Raw genomic sequence first — 15,818 nt, 5'->3', positions numbered from 1 at the left:
TCGTACATATCGCCCGACGTCAGGCTTGGTGTCGATTGCTAGTCAAGGTCATGGTCGGGGACTACCGTTAGCGCTCATGGGAGCACAGAGTGCACCGGCGCAGGGCCAGGTCGCCGATATGCCTGACGGGTTCGGTGTGGCCGTCGTCCGCGAGGACGGCAAATGGCGTTGCTCGGCGATGCGCAAAGCGGCTCTGAATAGCTTGTCCGCCGCGGAAACCGAACTACGCGAATTGCGAAGTGCCGGCGCTGTTTTCGGGCTGCTGGACGTCGACGACGAGTTCTTTGTGATCGTGCGGCCTGCGCCGGCGGGCACGCGGCTGCTGCTGTCGGATGCGACCGCGGCGCTGGACTACGACATCGCCGCCGAGGTGCTGGAGAAGCTCGACAACGACATCTCCCCTGAAGAACTCGAAGAGGCCGATCCGTTCGAAGAGGGCGACCTCGGCCTGCTGGCCGACGTGGGTCTGCCCGAAGCCGTGCTCGGCGTGATTCTCGACGAATCGGACCTGTACGCCGACGAACAACTGGGCAGGATCGCGCGGGAGATGGGTTTCGCCGACGAGCTGTCTGCGGTGCTCGATCGCTTGGGTCGTTGACCGACGAAGATCTGATCCGCGCCGCTATAGAGGCCGCCGGTGCCGCCGGACCGGATGACGTGCCGATCGGCGCGGTGATTGTCAGCGCCGACGGAACGGAACTGGCGCGGGCCGCCAACCGACGAGAGGAACTCGGCGACCCGACGGCGCACGCCGAGATCCTGGCGATGCGGGCCGCGGCAGCCGCGCTCGGCGACGGGTGGCGCCTGGAAGGCACGACGATCGCGGTGACGGTTGAGCCGTGCACGATGTGCGCGGGGGCGCTGGTGATGGCGCGGGTGGCGCGGCTGGTGTTCGGGGCGTGGGAGCCGAAGACGGGAGCCGTCGGATCGTTGTGGGATGTGGTGCGCGATCGGCGGCTGACGCACCGGCCCGAGGTGCGCGGCGGCGTGCTGGCACCCGAATGCGCAGCGCCGCTCGAGGCATTCTTCGCGCGGCAGCGATTGGAGTAGAGGGGCGGCCGCCCGGTAAGCTGCCCCACGGTGGCGTGTCCGAGCGGCCTAAGGAGCACGCCTCGAAAGCGTGTGACGGGTAACCCCCGTCCGAGGGTTCAAATCCCTCCGCCACCGCCAAATTTTCTTCCGCCTACCCGGTCGAGTGGGCTTCGGTCCGATGCGCCCACTATTGTCTGCATCGTCACTAAAGCAGCGGTCATGGCGACCACGGTGACTGACGTGGAAGACGTGGTTGTTGATGCGTTCACGGCAGGAGCCGACGGGCTTGAATGCTGACGAAGTGGTGAACTCCGAGTACCTGCAGCCGTTTTCGGTGCTGCTCGTGGAGGACGACCGCGCCGACGCGGTACTCGTGGAGGAATTGATCGCCGATGCCGGCGGCGAAATCAACGTCGTGTGGGCCCAGTCGATCCAGGCCGCCGAGCGGCAGCTGGCGGACAACAGGCCAGACTGCGTGCTGCTTGACCTCAACCTGCCCGACGCGTCGGGCATCAAGGCCCTAGACCAGATCGCCAGGCGTGACCCCACCATGCCGATCGTCGTGCTGACCGGTCACAACGACGAGCACTTCGGTGTGTCCGCCGTGGCCGCGGGTGCCCAAGACTTCCTCGTCAAGGGTCGCGTCGAACCCGAGACGTTGCGGCGTGCCGTGCTGTATGCGATCGAGCGCAAGCGTGCCGAGCTCACCGCGGTCGACCTGCACGCCAGCGAACTGCGCGCCGCCGAGAACGCCCGGCTCCAACGCGGCTTGCTTCCCTCGCCCCTGCTGCTCGACGACCCCGGCGTCGAGATCGTCGCGCAGTACCGGCCGAGCAGGCGGCACGCGGTGCTCGGCGGCGACTTCTACGACTTCGTGCAGACGCCGGACCGAACGGTCCACATCATGGTCGGCGACGTCGCGGGCCACGGCCCCGACGAGGCGGCCTTGGGCGTCGCGCTGCGCATCGGGTGGCGGGCGTTGACGTTCGCCGGTCTGCGCGGAAACGCACGCATGAGCCAGCTCGAGCGCATCCTGAGCGCCGAACGCCCAGGCAAGGGCATCTTCGCCACCGTGCTGAGCGTCGCACTGTCCCCGGACAGCCTCAGCTTCGCCGCCGTCCGCGCCGGGCATCCCGGCATGCTGCTGCACGGTCCCGACACCGTCGACTGGCTCGAGCCGCCTGCCGGGCCTGCGCTCGGCTTGAACGGCAAGAACTGGCCGACGAACATGCTCGAACTTCCCGAAGGGCACGGGCTTGTGCTGCTCACCGACGGCCTGTTCGAGGGACATTCCGGGCGGGGTCAAGAACGCCTCGGGGAGGACGGCCTCCTGGAGCTCGCTCGGTCCTATGCCAAGCTGCCCGGACCGGATTTCGTCAACACGCTGATCGACGAGGTGGAGAAACGCGCGCAATCCGTCGGCGGCATCAGCGACGACATCGCAGTGGTCCGAGTCGAGCGGACCACGCGTTGAGCCAGGAGCCCCGGCGTCGATGGCAGCCCACCGTGCAGGGCTGGCAGACGCTCGTGCTGTCCATCATGGGCGTCGTTGTCCTCGCAGGCGCTATCGCCGGTGCGCTGCTGATGAACCGCACCGACAAGGTGTCACGGGAATTGACCGATCAGATTCAGCCCGCCAGGGTGGCGGCATACCAGCTGCAGGCCGCGCTTCGTGACCAGGAGACGGCGGTGCGCGGATACGCGATCGCAGCGGACCGACAGTTCCTGGAGCCCTACTACGACGGTCAACAAGCCGAAGCCGCTGCAGCGCAACAGATTCGAGCCCACGTCGGGAATCGTTCCGAGCTGATCGACGACCTGGACGCCGTCGAACGGGCCGCCGCCGACTGGCGCAAGACGTATGCGGAGCCGGTCATCGCCAGCGTAACCGCGGGCGCTCCAAGCACTTCCGACAACGCCATGGCCGTGCGCGGTAAGTCTCAATTCGACGCGCTGCGCGGGCTGTTCGATGTGCAGAATCAGCACCTGACTGCGGCGCGCGAGGATGCCAGGGCCGGACTCGAGGAGGTGAGGGCCTGGCGCGACAGAGCGCTGGCCGCGATGGTGGCGACGGTTTTCGTCGCGGCGGTTCTGCTGGCGCTCGTGGTCAGGAACGCGGTCACCCGTCCACTGGCCGCATTGGCCGCGTCCTGCCGCAAGATCACCGAAGGAAACTTCGGCGACAAGATCATTCCGCAGGGACCCAAAGACATCCGCGGCATCGCATCCGCCGTCGAGGACATGCGTCAGCGCATCGTGGAAGAACTCGACGATGCGCAGTCGGCCAGGACGCAGTTGGCCGACCAAGCCCTCGAACTACAGCGTTCCAACGCCGAACTCGAGCAGTTCGCCTACGTCGCGTCTCATGATCTGCAGGAACCGCTGCGCAAGGTTGCCTCGTTTTGTCAGCTGCTCGAGAAGCGCTACGCCGACAAGCTCGACGAGCGCGGTGTCGAATACATCGGCTTCGCTGTCGACGGCGCCAAACGCATGCAGGTCCTGATCAACGACCTTCTGACGTTCTCTCGCGTGGGCCGGCTCAACGCTGCGGACACCGACGTGGATCTCGGCGCGGTGTTGGACGACGCCGTCGGCAACCTGGCGACCGCAATCGAGGAATCCGGCGCCTTGGTGGTGCTTCCCGGGCAGCCGCTGCCGCACATCAAAGGTGACCCGACGCTGCTGAGGATGCTGTGGCAGAACCTGATCGGCAACGCCGTGAAATTCCGTCGCCCCGATGTCGCGCCACGCGTCGTCGTCGAATATGCGCGACGTTCCGACGAACCGGACAGCCCATGGCTGTTCACGGTGTCTGACAACGGCATCGGCATCGACGATGAGTTCGTGGACAAGGTGTTCGTGATCTTTCAGCGGCTACACGGTCGCGAGACCTACGGCGGAACGGGCATCGGCCTGGCGCTCTGCAAGAAGATCGTCGAGCACCACGGCGGCAGCATCTGGATCGACACCTCTTACGACGGCGGAACTCGATTCCGCTTCACGATTCCCGTCGCCGTTGAGCACGAGCTCGCGGCCAGTCTGGAAGGACCACCTGCATGACATCCGTTCGCGCAATCGACGTCCTGCTCATCGAGGACGACCCTGGCGACGAGCTCATCACTCGAGAAGCCTTCGAGCACAACAAAATCAAGAACAATCTCCACGTGGCCCACGACGGGGAGGAAGGGCTGGACTTCCTGTATCGGCGGGGCGCGTTTTCAGACGCCCCGCGGCCGGACCTGATCCTTCTCGACCTGAACCTGCCGAAGTACGACGGCCGTCAGCTGCTGGAGAAGATCAAGTCCGACGCCGACCTCAGCCATATCCCGGTGGTGGTCCTGACGACTTCGTCGGCGGAGGAGGACATCCTGCGCAGCTACCAACTGCACGCCAACGCCTACGTCACCAAGCCGGTCGATCTGGATCAGTTCATGAGCGCGGTTCGCCAGATCGACGAATTCTTCGTTCAGGTCGTCCGGCTGCCGCAACCCTAAGGGGCCGTCAGCCCGAAGCACATCTGCACCGTCGTACCGGACTCCGAGGTGAAGAGGTCGAGGCGCTCGCTCAGCGCCTCCATGATTCGCAGACCCCTGCCGCGCGTCCGTTTTTCCGCGGGTTCCCGCCACACACCGGAATCGGCGACCTTCACCTTGATCTGATCGTTGGCGGGTTCAGCGTCAATTCGTATCGTTCCGGCCTCACCGGAGTACGCGTGCTCGATGGAGTTGGTGCACGCCTCGTCGACCGCGAGCACGATGTCGTGGGCCGTGGACTCGTGCAGGCCGAACGGCCGCAGCCATTGGCTGAGTCGCCGACGAACGTAGATCAGCCGGTCCGCGGTCGCCGGAATCTCGATCTGGAGAGCACCGGACGGTTGCGAAGAGGCCACGGCGTCGTTGTACCCGGCGAGCGGCGTTCTCTCACGCAGGCGCGGCACCTAATACGGTTATTTCTGCCCGGGCAGTCAAGAAAGCTCGGACAGCTTCACCAACTTCACCGTCGGGCGGGCCGGAACCTCGTCGGCAAGGAACCACCTGAACGCCAGATTGCCTTGCGGATAGTCGAGCGTCGTCAGCGAGTTCGGGTTTGCCGTCATTCCCCGAGAGACGACGATGGTCACCGAGCCGTCGTCGTCCAGCACCGCGCTATGGCCATTGATCGAGCTTCGGGCGTCGATGACGGGGTGGGTGGCCATGAACTGGTTCCACACCACGAGATTCCAGAACCTACAGGTGGGCGGCCGGTGGGTGATGACGAGCGCCTCGTCGTCTTCGAGAACGAAGCTGCCGTAGGCGTAGCACGCGTCGCGGGCCGACCATCCGAAGTTCGCATCGGGCACCTGGTATGGCTCGGCGAATTGGTTTGCGGCGTGGGCGACTTCGTGCCCGAGCGCGTGCTCGTCGTCCACGCGCGCGCCGACCGTGAGCGGCACGATCGCGAACATCGTGCGAAGCCACGCCGCGCTGGCCCGCAATGCCGCCGCGGTTTCGTCGTCGCCATGCCGAATCGGATCGGGTTCGTCGAGCGCCTCGATATGCCAGCTGACGGGCCGTCCCGTCAACGGATCGGCTTGGTAGTCGCGGGTCATCAGCACCGCCGCGTCGGGCGTCGGCCCCAGGTCGAACGAGAAGTTGCCCGCCGCGTCGATGTCGAGATCGTCGTCGCGCTTGATCGCCACGATCCGGTCCGACCACGCCCCCGGCGACGGCTCGTTGTACGCCGTCACCGAGAAGTACACGCTGTCGCCGCGGTTTCCGCTGACGCGGTAGCGCCGGTTCGGATCGACCGGGCAGAGGTGGTAGTAGGCGTCGGTGTTGTCGCCGCCCCATCGCCGGTCGCGGCGAAAAGGGGTGTTGACCTCGACGAACTGCGGCCGGCTCGGCTCGGAGAACAGGTAGGTGTCGAAGGCCACGCCCAGCGTGGTGGCCAGCATGCGATAGCCGTCGGCGATATGGCGGTCGTCGGTGACCGCGCGGTCGCCCTCGAGGAACGAGCGGTCCAACGAGCCCAGCGTCTCGAGTAGTTCGTGCCATGCTGCGGTGGACTCGTGGGTCATGTGCTGATTCCTCTCGTGATCAGGGTGGCCGTGCGCTCGACCCACGCCTCGTCGAGCGAGGCGCCGTGAGTGAGTAGCGCGAAGAGCGTGATGCCTGCGACGGCCTCGACCAACTCGCCGGCCGTCGCGTCGGCGCGGGCCTCTCGCCGGGCAATCGCGGCGTCGAGGCGGTCCGTCAGACCGCTCGACAAGATGTCGGAGAAGCGTTCCAGCAGCGCCGAGTGCAGTGTCAGGTCGGCGGCCATCTCGCCTACCAGCCCGGGCAGCGCGGCCCGCGCGGGCGGGGTGGTCAGCACCGCCGCGCTGCGACGGACCATCTCGCGCACATCGCTGGCCAGCGATCCGGTATCGGGCAGCTCGGTCGCCTCGCCGATCGGGAACACGGCCTCGTGGACGAGATGCGCCTTGCTGGGCCAGCGCCGATAGATCGCCGGCTTGCTCGTGGCCGCGCGCCGGGCGATCGCGTCGACCGACAGTGCGGCATATCCCGTCTGGCCGAGCAGCTCGACTGTCGCGCGCAGTACGGCGCCGTCGATGCGTGGATCCCGAGGACGCCCAATCTCTACCGTCATTACGTAACTCAAAGTAACATAAGTCGCCGTGACCGACGCCCAAGCAGCCGTAGTCCACCTCGACGACCTCGCCGAGCCGCGATTCAGTCCGGAGGCCGAGCAGATCCGCGACATGATGGCGACGATGGCCGCGGACTGCCCGCTCGACGCCGACGCCCTGCATGCCAAGGCCACAGCGGATACCGGCCTCGACGATTTCGGTCCCGACGACTACCGCGAACGCCTCGACGTCTACCTCTCCGCGCTACGCGAGATCAACGACATGCATGCCCCTGGGATCGTCAACTTCCACTCGCAACTGCTGCAGCTGCTGAAGAACCGCCTACTGCTCGCGGACCTCCTCAAGCGTCATCCCGAGATCCACGACATCGAGCTGCTGCCACCGATCGTCATCGCGGGCCTGCCGCGCACCGGCACCACACACCTGCACAACCTGCTCGCGGCGGCGCCGACGTTTCGCACGATGCCGTACTGGGAAAGCGTCGAGCCCTTCCCACTGCCGGCCGAGGCGGGCGTCGAACCGGACCCGCGCAAGGCACGCATGGACGTCGCGGTTCAGGTCATCGACCTCGTCATGCCGCACTTCCGGCTGATGCACGAGATGACCACCGAGCATGTGCACGAAGAGATCCAGCTGCTCGCCAACGACTTCTCGACGATGTTGTTCGAGACCCTGGCGCACGTGCCGCGCTGGACCGACTACTACCTGGCCCACGACCAGACGCCGCACTACGAGTACCTCGCCACACAGCTCAAGGCGATGCAGTTACTGCGCGGCGGCCGGCGCTGGCTGCTCAAGTCGCCGCAGCACCTCGAGCAGCTTCCGGTACTGGACCGCGTATTTCCCGGAGTGGTCGTGGTGTTCACGCACCGAGAGCCGGTTCCCGTCGTGCTGTCGATGCTCGCGATGATCACCTACTCCGCGCGGATGCATCGCTGTGAGGTTCCGGTGGAAGAGATCGCCGCCGCGTGGGTCGACCGGCTCGAATTGATGCTGAACGCGCTGATTCGCGATCGCGAAGTGGTCGGAGCGCAGCGATCAGTCGATGTCCGCTTCGACGAGTTCATGGCCGACGAGCCGGGCGTGGCCCAGCGGATCTACGACCTCGCTGGCGAACCCATGAGCGACGAGGCACGCGCGTCGATGGCCACCTATCTCGCCGGCCATCAGCGCGGGCGGCTCGGCCGCGTTGCGACCTCGGCCGAAATGTTCGGGCTCGACGAGGACGATCTGCACGCCCGGTTCGCGCCCTACGTCGAGCGATTCCTCACTCAGCGGTAGTAGACGAAGCTGTAGTCGGCGGTCCACGCCCCGCCGATGCACGACAGCGGGACCCCATCCGGTGTCTGCGCGACGCCCTTGTCCTCACCACACGGCAGCCGCAACGTGCGAATGCCAACCAGCGGCGCGGACGGCGTCCATGTGCTCTTGGAGCCGCAGTACAGCGTGTTGCCGGACGCATCGATGCCGAAGATGTACCGGCTGGACGCCACACACTGCTCGCCTTGCACGGCAGTCCGATCGAGATAGGGCATGCAGGCCGTCCCGTCGCAGTAACCCGGTGACGCCGACGCATTTCCCGCGGCCATCATCGGCGCCGCGACGAACCCACACGCGAGTGCTACTGCTGCCATGAGTCTCATGCGACTTAGCGTAGGTTTCTGCACCCCGCCAGCGTAGGGTTTCGCGACATGAAGCTGATCGTTGGCGCCCTGTTCGCAGGGCTGTTTTCGGCGGCGACGCTCGCCGCCCCGACCGCCAATGCCGACGTGGTCGCGTATCTGGTCAATGTGCATGTGCGGCCGGGCTACAACTTCCCGAACGCCGACGCCGCGATCGGCTACGGCGACAGCATCTGTGATCGCGTCGCCGCCAAGATGAGCTACGCGCAGCTCGTCGACCAAGTCAAGGCGGACTTCAACACCGCCGACTACTACCAAGGCGCCTATCTGATCAATCAGGCCGTCAACGAGCTGTGCCCTGCGCAGATTTGGCAGCTGCGCCAGTCGGCGGCTGGCTACACGCTGCCGGCCTGACCGTCGCCAGGCACGACAACGGCGGCGCCCCTCGAGGACGCCGCCGTTGTGTCGAACCAGAGGTACCTGACTACGGGCAGGCGACCTGAATCTCGAACGGCTTGTTCACCGGCTGCATGGGGTTGGCCATGTCGATGCCGGTCGCGGTGCCCGTGATCTTGTAGGTCTTTCCGTCCTTGGTGGCCTTGGCCTCGCCCTGCCCGGCGCCGGCCTGGTAGCCCAGCGTCACACCGTTGACGTTGCCGAGGCCCACCGACGTGACGGTAGAGCCGTCTTCGCTCACCACCGCGGCGATACCGGTTGCGGCGTCGCCGATCGCGATGTTCATGTTTCCGCCCATCGCGCTGCACACGACGGTGCCCTTGACGTTCTGGTCCTGGCCGTCGATCGTGACCTTGGTGCCGCTGCCGCTAGGTGCTGCCGTTGCGCTCGCCGATGCGGTTCCGGATGCGCTACTCGACGAAGAGCTGGTGCTCTCCGACTTCTTATCTGACGAACAGCCTGACAGACCGGCGATCACAATCGCCGCGCCGCCTACGGCGACCAGGAACCCACGCTTCACCACTGTTCTCCTTTGTGTTGTCGTGATCCGTCAAGATCGGCGGATCATCTCGGCCAGTATGGTGGCCGCTCACTTCGGCGACATGCGAATGCGCGAAAAATTTGCCTGTGTACCAACTGTCGTTGGCGTCAGCGATTTGCCCTCAGCAGGACACCTTGACCGCGAAGTCGCCCGAGGTTCGGAAACTCGGATCGGCGGTGTTGAAGCCGTCAGCGGTTCCGGTGATGTCGTATGTGCGGCCGGTCATCGTGACCTTCGCCGTCCCGCCGAGGCCGGCGTTGTAGCTTCCTGTGAAGCCGCCGACGTTGTTGATACCGACGGCTTCGGCGGTGAGCTTGTCTTTGTTCGATACCAGCGCCGTGATGCCCGACGTCTGATCGCCGGTGGTGATCGTGGTCAGTGAGCCTGCAGGCGTGCACTGCACCGCTTCGGTGGTGCCGATGTCCTGCCCGTTGACGGTGACCTTGGCGGTGCCGGCCACGAGTTCACCCGGCAGGAGCGTGGGCTCGGGTGGCTGTGACGAACATCCCGCGAGAGCCAAGCCTGCCGCGCTGACGACGACCAGTCGAATTCTCACAGTGCAGAATCTACGACGTGGGCGAGCCCTTTTTCAGCGTTGATGCCGAACTGCCCGGACAGTTCGGCCGCGCAGGCGTCATTCGAACTCCCCACGGCGACATCCACACTCCGGCGTTCATCGCCGTCGGAACGCAGGCCACCGTCAAGGCAGTCCTGCCGGAGACGATGAAAGACCTTGGCGCGCAAGCAATCCTGGCTAACGCCTACCACCTGTACCTGCAACCCGGTGCCGACATCGTCGAGGAGGCGGGGGGTCTGGGCGCGTTCATGAACTGGCCGGGCCCGACGTTCACCGACAGCGGCGGATTTCAGGTGCTGTCTCTGGGCGCGGGGTTCCGCAAGGTGCTGGCGATGGATACCGAACGGGTTCAGGCCGACGACATCATCGCCGAAGGCAAGGAACGTCTGGCTCACGTCGACGACGACGGGGTGACGTTCAGGTCGCATCTGGACGGCTCCACACATCGCTTCACGCCCGAGGTGTCGATAGGTATCCAGCACAAATTGGGCGCGGACATCATCTTCGCGTTCGACGAGCTCACCACGTTGGTCAATACCCGCGGCTACCAGGAAGCGTCGGTGGAGCGGACACACGAGTGGGCGGTGCGCTGTCTGCTGGAGCACCGCAGGCTGACCGCCGCGCATCCGGAGAAGCCGTCGCAGGCGCTGTTCGGTGTGGTGCAGGGCGCGCAGTACGAGGATCTGCGCCGCCAAGCTGCGCGCGGTTTGACGACGATCGTCGGCGAAGACGGCCGCGGTTTCGACGGCTACGGCATCGGTGGGGCGCTGGAGAAGCAGAACCTCGCCACGATCGTGGGCTGGGTGGCAAGCGAGCTGCCCGCCGACAAACCACGCCACCTTCTCGGAATTAGTGAGCCCGATGACCTGTTCGACGCCGTCGCAGCCGGCGCTGACACGTTCGACTGCGTGTCGCCGTCGCGGGTTGCACGCAACGCGGCCGTGTACTCGACGACGGGTCGTTTCAATATCACCAACGCCCGCTACCGCCGTGACTTCAGCGTGATCGACGAGGACTGCGACTGTTACACCTGCGCGAACTACACCCGCGCCTATCTGCACCATCTGTTCAAGGCCAAGGAGATTCTGTCGGCCACGCTGTGCACCATCCACAACGAGCGCTTCGTCATCAGGCTCGTCGACCAGATCCGCGCAGCGATCAGGGGCGGCGAGTTCGACGAGCTACGCGCCCACGTTCTGGGCCGCTACTACTCGACGCGTGCACAATAAGTAGATGACGACCACCGCGGAATCGCAGACGCTTCTGCTGCAGCTGCTGGACCCGTCGAACCGGGCGAACCCGTATCCCACATACGCGCAGATCCGCGAACGCGGACCGCTGCAATTGCCGGACATGACGCTCAACGTGTTTTCGTCCTTCCAGGACTGCGACGACGTGCTGCGGCACCCGTCGGCGGCCAGCGACAGCCTCAAATCAACCGCGGCGCAGCGGGAGATCGCCGAGGGCGCCGACGCTCGGCCGTTCGGGCCGCCCGGATTCCTGTTCCTCGACCCACCCGACCACACGCGGCTGCGCAGGCTGGTGAGCAAGGCGTTCGCCCCGAAGGTCGTCAAGGCGCTCGAAGCCGACATCACCTCGTTGGTGGACGCGCTGCTCGATGACGTGGCCGCCGCCGGCCGTTTCGACGCGATCGCCGACCTCGCCCATCCTCTTCCCGTCGCGGTCATCTGCCGGCTGCTCGGCGTGCCGATCGAGGACGAGCCGCAATTCAGCAATGCGTCGGCGTTGCTCGCAGCTTCGCTCGACCCGGTGATCTCCTTCACCGGGCAAGCGCCCGACAGCGTCGACGAAATGTTTCAAGCCGGGCTGTGGCTGCGCGGGTACTTGCGGGATCTGATCTCGCGCCGCCGTCGCGAGCCCGGCGACGATCTGATGTCGGGACTGATTCATGTCGAGGAGTCGGGAGATCAACTCACCGAGGAGGAGATCGTCGCGACCTGCAACCTGCTCTTGGTTGCCGGCCACGAGACGACGGTGAACCTGATCGCGAACGCGATCCTGGCGATGCTGCGCGACCCGTCGCAGTGGGCGGCGTTGAGTGCCGATCCGCAGCGGGTGTCCGCTGTGGTGGAGGAGACGCTGCGCTACGACCCGCCTGTGCAGCTGATGGGCCGAATTGCCGCCGACGACATGACAATTGGTGAGACTGTCATCCCCAAGGGCGACGTGATGATGCTGCTGCTTGCGGCGGCGCACCGCGACCCATCGGCGTTCGAGCGTCCCGACGAGTTCGACCCCGACCGCGCGAACATTCGTCATCTGGGATTCGGGAAGGGCCCGCACTTCTGCCTCGGCGCGCCGCTGGCCCGGCTGGAGGCGGCCGTCGCGCTGTCGAAGGTGACGGCACGCTTTCCGCGGGCGCAGATGGCCGGCGAGCCGCAGTACAAGCCGAACCTGACGTTGCGGGGAATGGCGTCGCTTTCCGTTGCAATCTAGCTATTTGGGCGCGGAAATCAGCACTGATCGCGGCTAAGCGCGCCGAAATCCGTACTCGGTTGGGTACGGTCTAGCGCATGCGAATCCTGCTAGTCGGGGCCGGTGGCGTGGGGTCGGCGTTCTGCTCAATCGCCGCGCGCAGAGATTTCTTCGAACAGATCGTGGTCAGCGACTACGACGAGTCGCGGGCCAAGCAAGCAGCCGACGCGGTGGGTGATCCCCGGTTTTCCGCAGCGCGGGTCGACGCGACATGGGCCGACGACGTCGCCGAAGTGGTCAGTCAGCACGGCATCACGCATGTGATGAACGCGGTCGACCCGCGGTTCGTGATGCCGATCTTCAACGGCGCGTTGGCCGGTGGCGCCGATTACCTCGACATGGCCATGAGCCTGTCGCAGCGCCATCCCGAGCGGCCGTACGAGCTCACCGGCGTCAAGCTCGGCGACGAGCAGTTCGCCGTCGAAGACCAATGGCAGGCCGCGGGGCGGCTCGCGCTGGTCGGCATCGGCGTCGAGCCGGGGTTGTCTGACGTATTCGCCCGGTACGCCGCCGATCATCTGTTCTCCGACATCGACGAGCTGGGCACTCGCGACGGGGCGAACCTCACCGTCGAGGGCTACGAGTTCGCACCGTCGTTTTCCATCTGGACCACGATCGAGGAGTGTTTGAACCCGCCGGTGATCTGGGAGGCCGACCGCGGCTGGTTCACCACCGAACCATTCTCCGAGCCAGAGGTTTTCGACTTCCCCGACGGCATCGGTCCCGTCGAATGCGTCAACGTCGAGCACGAAGAAGTGCTCCTGATGCCGCGCTGGGTGAAGTGTAAACGGGCCACCTTCAAGTACGGCCTCGGCGCGGAGTTCATCGACGTGCTCAAAACGCTGCACAAGTTGGGGCTCGACCGCACTGAGAAGGTCAAAGTTGGTGGGGCGGAAGTCAGTCCGCGTGACGTGGTGGCCGCCTGCCTGCCCAACCCCGCGACGCTCGGCCCCAGAATGCACGGCAAGACCTGTGCCGGGCTGTGGGTGACGGGTACGGGTAAGGATGGCAACCCCCGATCGACGTATCTGTACCACGTCGTGGACAACCAATGGTCGATGTCCGAATACGGCCACCAATGCGTCGTCTGGCAGACCGCGATCAATCCCGTTGTGGCGCTGGAACTTCTGGCCAATGGCACGTGGAGCGGTGCCGGTGTGCTCGGCCCGGAGGCGTTCGACCCGGTGCCGTTCCTCGACCTGTTGACCGCCTATGGCTCACCCTGGGGTCAGAAGGAGCTCTGAGCTCACGGAAGATAAGCGGCATGCCAGAAGAGCTGACCGCCGATCAGGCCGCCGCGCGGCTGGGGACCGACGACACACTGGGAATTCCGCTCGGCCCCGGCCAACCCCCGGCGTTCATGCGCGCGCTGGGTGAGCGCAAGGACTGGACGAATCTGCGCGTCTACGGCGCGCTGCTTGCGGTCGGGACCGAATTGTTTTCGCGCCCAGGCGTTCACTACTTGTCGGGCTTCTTCGGTCCGTTCGAGCGGGCGCTGCGGGACGCGGGCGCCGACGTCGAGTTCACGCCCGCGGATTTCCGCCGTTTCGGGCCGCTGCTCGAGCAACAACGCCCGCGGGTGATGACCACCGTCGCGACGCCGCCCGACGCCGACGGCTGGTGCTCACTGTCACTTCACGCGGGTGGCACGGTCGGCGAGTTGCGCCGCGCGGGCGCCGATCCCCAGCGTCTGCTCGTCGTCGAGGTTTCGGACGCCTACCCGCGGACGTACGGGCTCGGCAAGAATCGCCATGCGCTGCACGTCGACGAGATCGACATCTTGCTGCGCTCGACCGACGCGCCGCTCGCGCTGCCGGGAGGGGAAGCGCCGCCGACCGACGTCGACAAGGCGATCGCGCAGCACGCCGTCGCGTTCATTCCGCCTCGGGCGACCCTGCAGACGGGGATCGGGTCAATTCCCAGCCAGATCGCCACCCTGCTGGCCGAGGGCGACGGCGGCGAATACGGGTTGCACAGCGAGATGTTCACCGACGGCTGCATGCGGTTGCACAGTGCAGGCAAAGTCACCAACACCCACAAAGGCCAGTACGACGGCGTGAGCGTGACGACGTTCGCGTTCGGTTCCGCCGAGCTCTACGCGTGGCTGGACGGCAATACAGACGTCGCGTTCCTGCCGGTCGAGATCGTCAACGCACCGGAGGTCATCGCCGCCAACACGGACATGGTCTCGATCAACGGCGCGCTTGCGATCGACATCTACGGACAGGTCGTCGCCGACACGATCTCCGGCGGCCAGTTCAGCGGGATCGGCGGTGCCGAGGATTTCGTTGCCGGCGTCGGGCTTCAACTGTCGGACCGCTCGCTGATCTGCCTGCCGTCAACGTATGAGAAAGGCGGCGTCCTGCAGTCGCGGATCGTGCCGTGGTTCGGTCCCGGCGCTGTGATCACCACGCCGCGGCACCAGGTCGACGTGATCGTCACCGAGTACGGAGCCGCGGAGTTGGAGGGCAGGACCGTCCGCGAGCGCGGTGTGGCACTCGCGGCGATCGCGCATCCGAAGTTCCGTGACGAGCTGCTGGCTGCAGCCGAGCGCGCGTCGGACGGCCGCCCGCCCGTCACGTAGACGGCGTGTAGACCCACGGGTGCCGCGGCAGCGCCGACGGATCGAACTGTGCCAGAAGCTCGTTCAGATTCGACGACGGCCAGCCCAGCGATTCCGTGATCTGCTCGAAGGCCCGCTCGACCCCGATCTCGGCGAGCGTCACCGCGCCGTCGCGCTTGGCCAGCCGAGCCCCGTCCTCGTTGAGCACCAGCGCGACGTGCGCGTACATCGGCTCCGCATAACCCAATAGGTTGGCGAGGTAGGCCTGCCGCGGAGACGACGGCAGCAGATCGTCACCGCGGACCACCTGGTCGATGCCCTGCGCGGCGTCGTCGACCACGACGGCGAGGTTGTACGCAGCGACGCCGTCACCGCGGCGGACAACGAAATCGTCGACGATGCCGGTGTATTCGCCATGCAGCAGGTCGTGCACGCTGTACACGATGTCGTCGGTGCGGAGCCGCAGCGCCGGCGGGCGCCCAGTGCCGCGGCGGCGTGTTTCGCGCTCGGTCTCGGTCAGGTCCCGGCACGTGCCGGGATACGCGCCCTGCGGCGCGTGCGGTGCTCGCGGTGCTTGGGCGATATCTCTTCTGCTGCAGAAGCATTCGTACAGCAAGCCGCGGCTGGCAAGCTCGTCGACGACGGCGTCGTAGCGCTGGGGATGCTCGGACTGCCACTCGGCTGGCTCATCCCACGTCAGGCCGATCGCCGCCAGGTCGTCGAGCTGACGGTTGGCGATGTCGGTGTGGGTGCGGTCGTCGAGGTCCTCGACGCGCATCAAGAAGCGACGCCCGGTCGAGCGGGCGAACAGCCACGCCAGCACGGCCGTGCGCAGGTTGCCGATGTGCAGATCGGCCGACGGGCTGGGAGCAAACCTGCCGGCGGTCACGCTCGCAATCTAG

General features: G+C 66.1%; 18 protein-coding genes and 1 tRNA gene. 12 read left to right on the top strand and 7 right to left on the bottom strand.

Features of this window, described 5'->3' with window-relative positions; translation table 11 throughout:
• Positions 1-76: 76 nt before the first annotated feature.
• The 6 genes from ACWW36_RS07780 to ACWW36_RS07755 all read left to right on the top strand — a co-directional run bounded on the left by ACWW36_RS07780 (position 77) and on the right by ACWW36_RS07755 (position 4,526).
• Positions 77-598: a tRNA adenosine deaminase-associated protein gene (locus tag ACWW36_RS07780; protein WP_456140984.1), complete on the top strand. Its 522-nt coding sequence runs from the start codon at positions 77-79 to the stop codon at positions 596-598.
• Positions 595-1,050: a nucleoside deaminase gene (locus ACWW36_RS07775; protein WP_456140983.1), complete on the top strand. Its 456-nt coding sequence runs from the start codon at positions 595-597 to the stop codon at positions 1,048-1,050. The genes ACWW36_RS07780 and ACWW36_RS07775 overlap by 4 nt, the downstream gene beginning before the upstream one ends.
• A gap of 29 nt (positions 1,051-1,079) precedes the next feature.
• Positions 1,080-1,170 (top strand) — tRNA-Ser (locus tag ACWW36_RS07770).
• A 196-nt stretch (positions 1,171-1,366) separates the two neighbouring features.
• Positions 1,367-2,506, top strand: a complete 1,140-nt coding sequence (locus ACWW36_RS07765; RefSeq protein ID WP_456142407.1) for a PP2C family protein-serine/threonine phosphatase — start codon at positions 1,367-1,369, stop codon at positions 2,504-2,506.
• Positions 2,507-2,571: 65 nt separating this feature from the next.
• On the top strand, positions 2,572-4,092 hold the full coding sequence (locus tag ACWW36_RS07760; protein ID WP_456142406.1) for a sensor histidine kinase: 1,521 nt from the start codon (positions 2,572-2,574) through the stop codon (positions 4,090-4,092).
• On the top strand, positions 4,089-4,526 hold the full coding sequence (locus ACWW36_RS07755) for a response regulator (protein ID WP_456140982.1): 438 nt from the start codon (positions 4,089-4,091) through the stop codon (positions 4,524-4,526). The genes ACWW36_RS07760 and ACWW36_RS07755 overlap by 4 nt, the downstream gene beginning before the upstream one ends.
• Here the strand turns inward: ACWW36_RS07755 and ACWW36_RS07750 are convergent.
• From ACWW36_RS07750 to ACWW36_RS07740, 3 genes are all read right to left on the bottom strand, one after another.
• Entirely contained in the window at positions 4,523-4,921 is a 399-nt protein-coding gene (locus ACWW36_RS07750) for an ATP-binding protein (RefSeq protein WP_456140981.1), read from the bottom strand. The two genes, ACWW36_RS07755 and ACWW36_RS07750, sit on opposite strands and share 4 nt — an antisense overlap.
• 75 nt (positions 4,922-4,996) lie before the next feature.
• On the bottom strand, positions 4,997-6,088 hold the full coding sequence (locus ACWW36_RS07745) for a DUF1214 domain-containing protein (protein ID WP_456140980.1): 1,092 nt from the start codon (positions 6,086-6,088) through the stop codon (positions 4,997-4,999).
• The gene (locus ACWW36_RS07740) at positions 6,085-6,660 is read right to left on the bottom strand and encodes a TetR/AcrR family transcriptional regulator (protein WP_456140979.1); all 576 of its coding nucleotides are present in this window, start codon (positions 6,658-6,660) and stop codon (positions 6,085-6,087) included. Before ACWW36_RS07740 ends, ACWW36_RS07745 begins: the two co-directional genes overlap by 4 nt.
• Positions 6,661-6,772: 112 nt before the next feature.
• Between ACWW36_RS07740 and ACWW36_RS07735 the strand changes: the two genes are divergently transcribed.
• Positions 6,773-7,942 (top strand): sulfotransferase family protein, encoded by a 1,170-nt coding sequence (locus tag ACWW36_RS07735; RefSeq protein WP_456142405.1) that lies wholly within the window; start codon positions 6,773-6,775, stop codon positions 7,940-7,942.
• On the opposite strand, the gene ACWW36_RS07730 is transcribed toward ACWW36_RS07735, so the two are convergent.
• Complete coding sequence (locus ACWW36_RS07730) at positions 7,933-8,304, bottom strand: hypothetical protein (RefSeq protein WP_456140978.1); 372 nt, start codon at positions 8,302-8,304, stop codon at positions 7,933-7,935. The two genes, ACWW36_RS07735 and ACWW36_RS07730, sit on opposite strands and share 10 nt — an antisense overlap.
• 48 nt (positions 8,305-8,352) lie before the next feature.
• On the opposite strand from ACWW36_RS07730, the gene ACWW36_RS07725 reads away from it, so the two are divergent.
• Positions 8,353-8,697 carry a DUF732 domain-containing protein gene (locus ACWW36_RS07725; RefSeq protein WP_456140977.1) on the top strand — a complete coding sequence of 115 codons (345 nt, stop codon included), beginning with the start codon at positions 8,353-8,355 and terminating at the stop codon, positions 8,695-8,697.
• A gap of 70 nt (positions 8,698-8,767) precedes the next feature.
• On the opposite strand, the gene ACWW36_RS07720 is transcribed toward ACWW36_RS07725, so the two are convergent.
• Both ACWW36_RS07720 and ACWW36_RS07715 read right to left on the bottom strand, forming a co-directional pair.
• The gene (locus ACWW36_RS07720) at positions 8,768-9,259 is read right to left on the bottom strand and encodes a lipoprotein LpqH (RefSeq protein ID WP_456140976.1); all 492 of its coding nucleotides are present in this window, start codon (positions 9,257-9,259) and stop codon (positions 8,768-8,770) included.
• Positions 9,260-9,401: 142 nt separating this feature from the next.
• Positions 9,402-9,836, bottom strand: coding sequence for a lipoprotein LpqH (locus ACWW36_RS07715; protein WP_456140975.1), 435 nt, complete (start codon positions 9,834-9,836; stop codon positions 9,402-9,404).
• Positions 9,837-9,853: 17 nt separating this feature from the next.
• Between ACWW36_RS07715 and tgt the strand changes: the two genes are divergently transcribed.
• The 4 genes from tgt to ACWW36_RS07695 all read left to right on the top strand — a co-directional run bounded on the left by tgt (position 9,854) and on the right by ACWW36_RS07695 (position 14,937).
• The gene (gene tgt / locus ACWW36_RS07710; protein WP_456140974.1) at positions 9,854-11,086 is read left to right on the top strand and encodes a tRNA guanosine(34) transglycosylase Tgt; all 1,233 of its coding nucleotides are present in this window, start codon (positions 9,854-9,856) and stop codon (positions 11,084-11,086) included.
• A 4-nt stretch (positions 11,087-11,090) separates the two neighbouring features.
• Positions 11,091-12,314, top strand: coding sequence for a cytochrome P450 (locus ACWW36_RS07705; RefSeq protein WP_456140973.1), 1,224 nt, complete (start codon positions 11,091-11,093; stop codon positions 12,312-12,314).
• Positions 12,315-12,391: 77 nt separating this feature from the next.
• Positions 12,392-13,597, top strand: coding sequence for a saccharopine dehydrogenase family protein (locus ACWW36_RS07700; RefSeq protein ID WP_456140972.1), 1,206 nt, complete (start codon positions 12,392-12,394; stop codon positions 13,595-13,597).
• 20 nt (positions 13,598-13,617) lie between these two features.
• The gene (locus ACWW36_RS07695; protein WP_456140971.1) at positions 13,618-14,937 is read left to right on the top strand and encodes an acetyl-CoA hydrolase/transferase family protein; all 1,320 of its coding nucleotides are present in this window, start codon (positions 13,618-13,620) and stop codon (positions 14,935-14,937) included.
• Here ACWW36_RS07695 and gluQRS read toward each other — a convergent pair.
• On the bottom strand, positions 14,930-15,805 hold the full coding sequence (gluQRS, locus tag ACWW36_RS07690) for a tRNA glutamyl-Q(34) synthetase GluQRS (RefSeq protein WP_456140970.1): 876 nt from the start codon (positions 15,803-15,805) through the stop codon (positions 14,930-14,932). The two genes, ACWW36_RS07695 and gluQRS, sit on opposite strands and share 8 nt — an antisense overlap.
• Between the last annotated feature and the right edge of the window lie 13 nt (positions 15,806-15,818).

It is taken from the genome of Mycobacterium sp. MMS18-G62, assembly GCF_053877835.1.
Note: the sequence above shows the minus strand (reverse complement) of the source record. Positions and strands in the feature narration are given on the sequence as shown.

Excerpts from the sequence above, each read along its gene's own strand:
- ACWW36_RS07780 (WP_456140984.1), top strand. The coding sequence starts at position 77 with ATGGGAGCACAGAGTGCACCGGCGCAGGGCCAGGTCGCCGATATGCCT.
- ACWW36_RS07760 (WP_456142406.1), top strand. The coding sequence starts at position 2,572 with ATGGGCGTCGTTGTCCTCGCAGGCGCTATCGCCGGTGCGCTGCTGATG.
- ACWW36_RS07755 (WP_456140982.1), top strand. The coding sequence starts at position 4,089 with ATGACATCCGTTCGCGCAATCGACGTCCTGCTCATCGAGGACGACCCT.
- ACWW36_RS07745 (WP_456140980.1), bottom strand. The coding sequence starts at position 6,088 with ATGACCCACGAGTCCACCGCAGCATGGCACGAACTACTCGAGACGCTG.
- ACWW36_RS07740 (WP_456140979.1), bottom strand. The coding sequence starts at position 6,660 with ATGACGGTAGAGATTGGGCGTCCTCGGGATCCACGCATCGACGGCGCC.
- ACWW36_RS07735 (WP_456142405.1), top strand. The coding sequence starts at position 6,773 with ATGATGGCGACGATGGCCGCGGACTGCCCGCTCGACGCCGACGCCCTG.
- ACWW36_RS07730 (WP_456140978.1), bottom strand. The coding sequence starts at position 8,304 with ATGAGACTCATGGCAGCAGTAGCACTCGCGTGTGGGTTCGTCGCGGCG.
- ACWW36_RS07725 (WP_456140977.1), top strand. The coding sequence starts at position 8,353 with ATGAAGCTGATCGTTGGCGCCCTGTTCGCAGGGCTGTTTTCGGCGGCG.
- ACWW36_RS07705 (WP_456140973.1), top strand. The coding sequence starts at position 11,091 with ATGACGACCACCGCGGAATCGCAGACGCTTCTGCTGCAGCTGCTGGAC.
- ACWW36_RS07700 (WP_456140972.1), top strand. The coding sequence starts at position 12,392 with ATGCGAATCCTGCTAGTCGGGGCCGGTGGCGTGGGGTCGGCGTTCTGC.
- ACWW36_RS07695 (WP_456140971.1), top strand. The coding sequence starts at position 13,618 with ATGCCAGAAGAGCTGACCGCCGATCAGGCCGCCGCGCGGCTGGGGACC.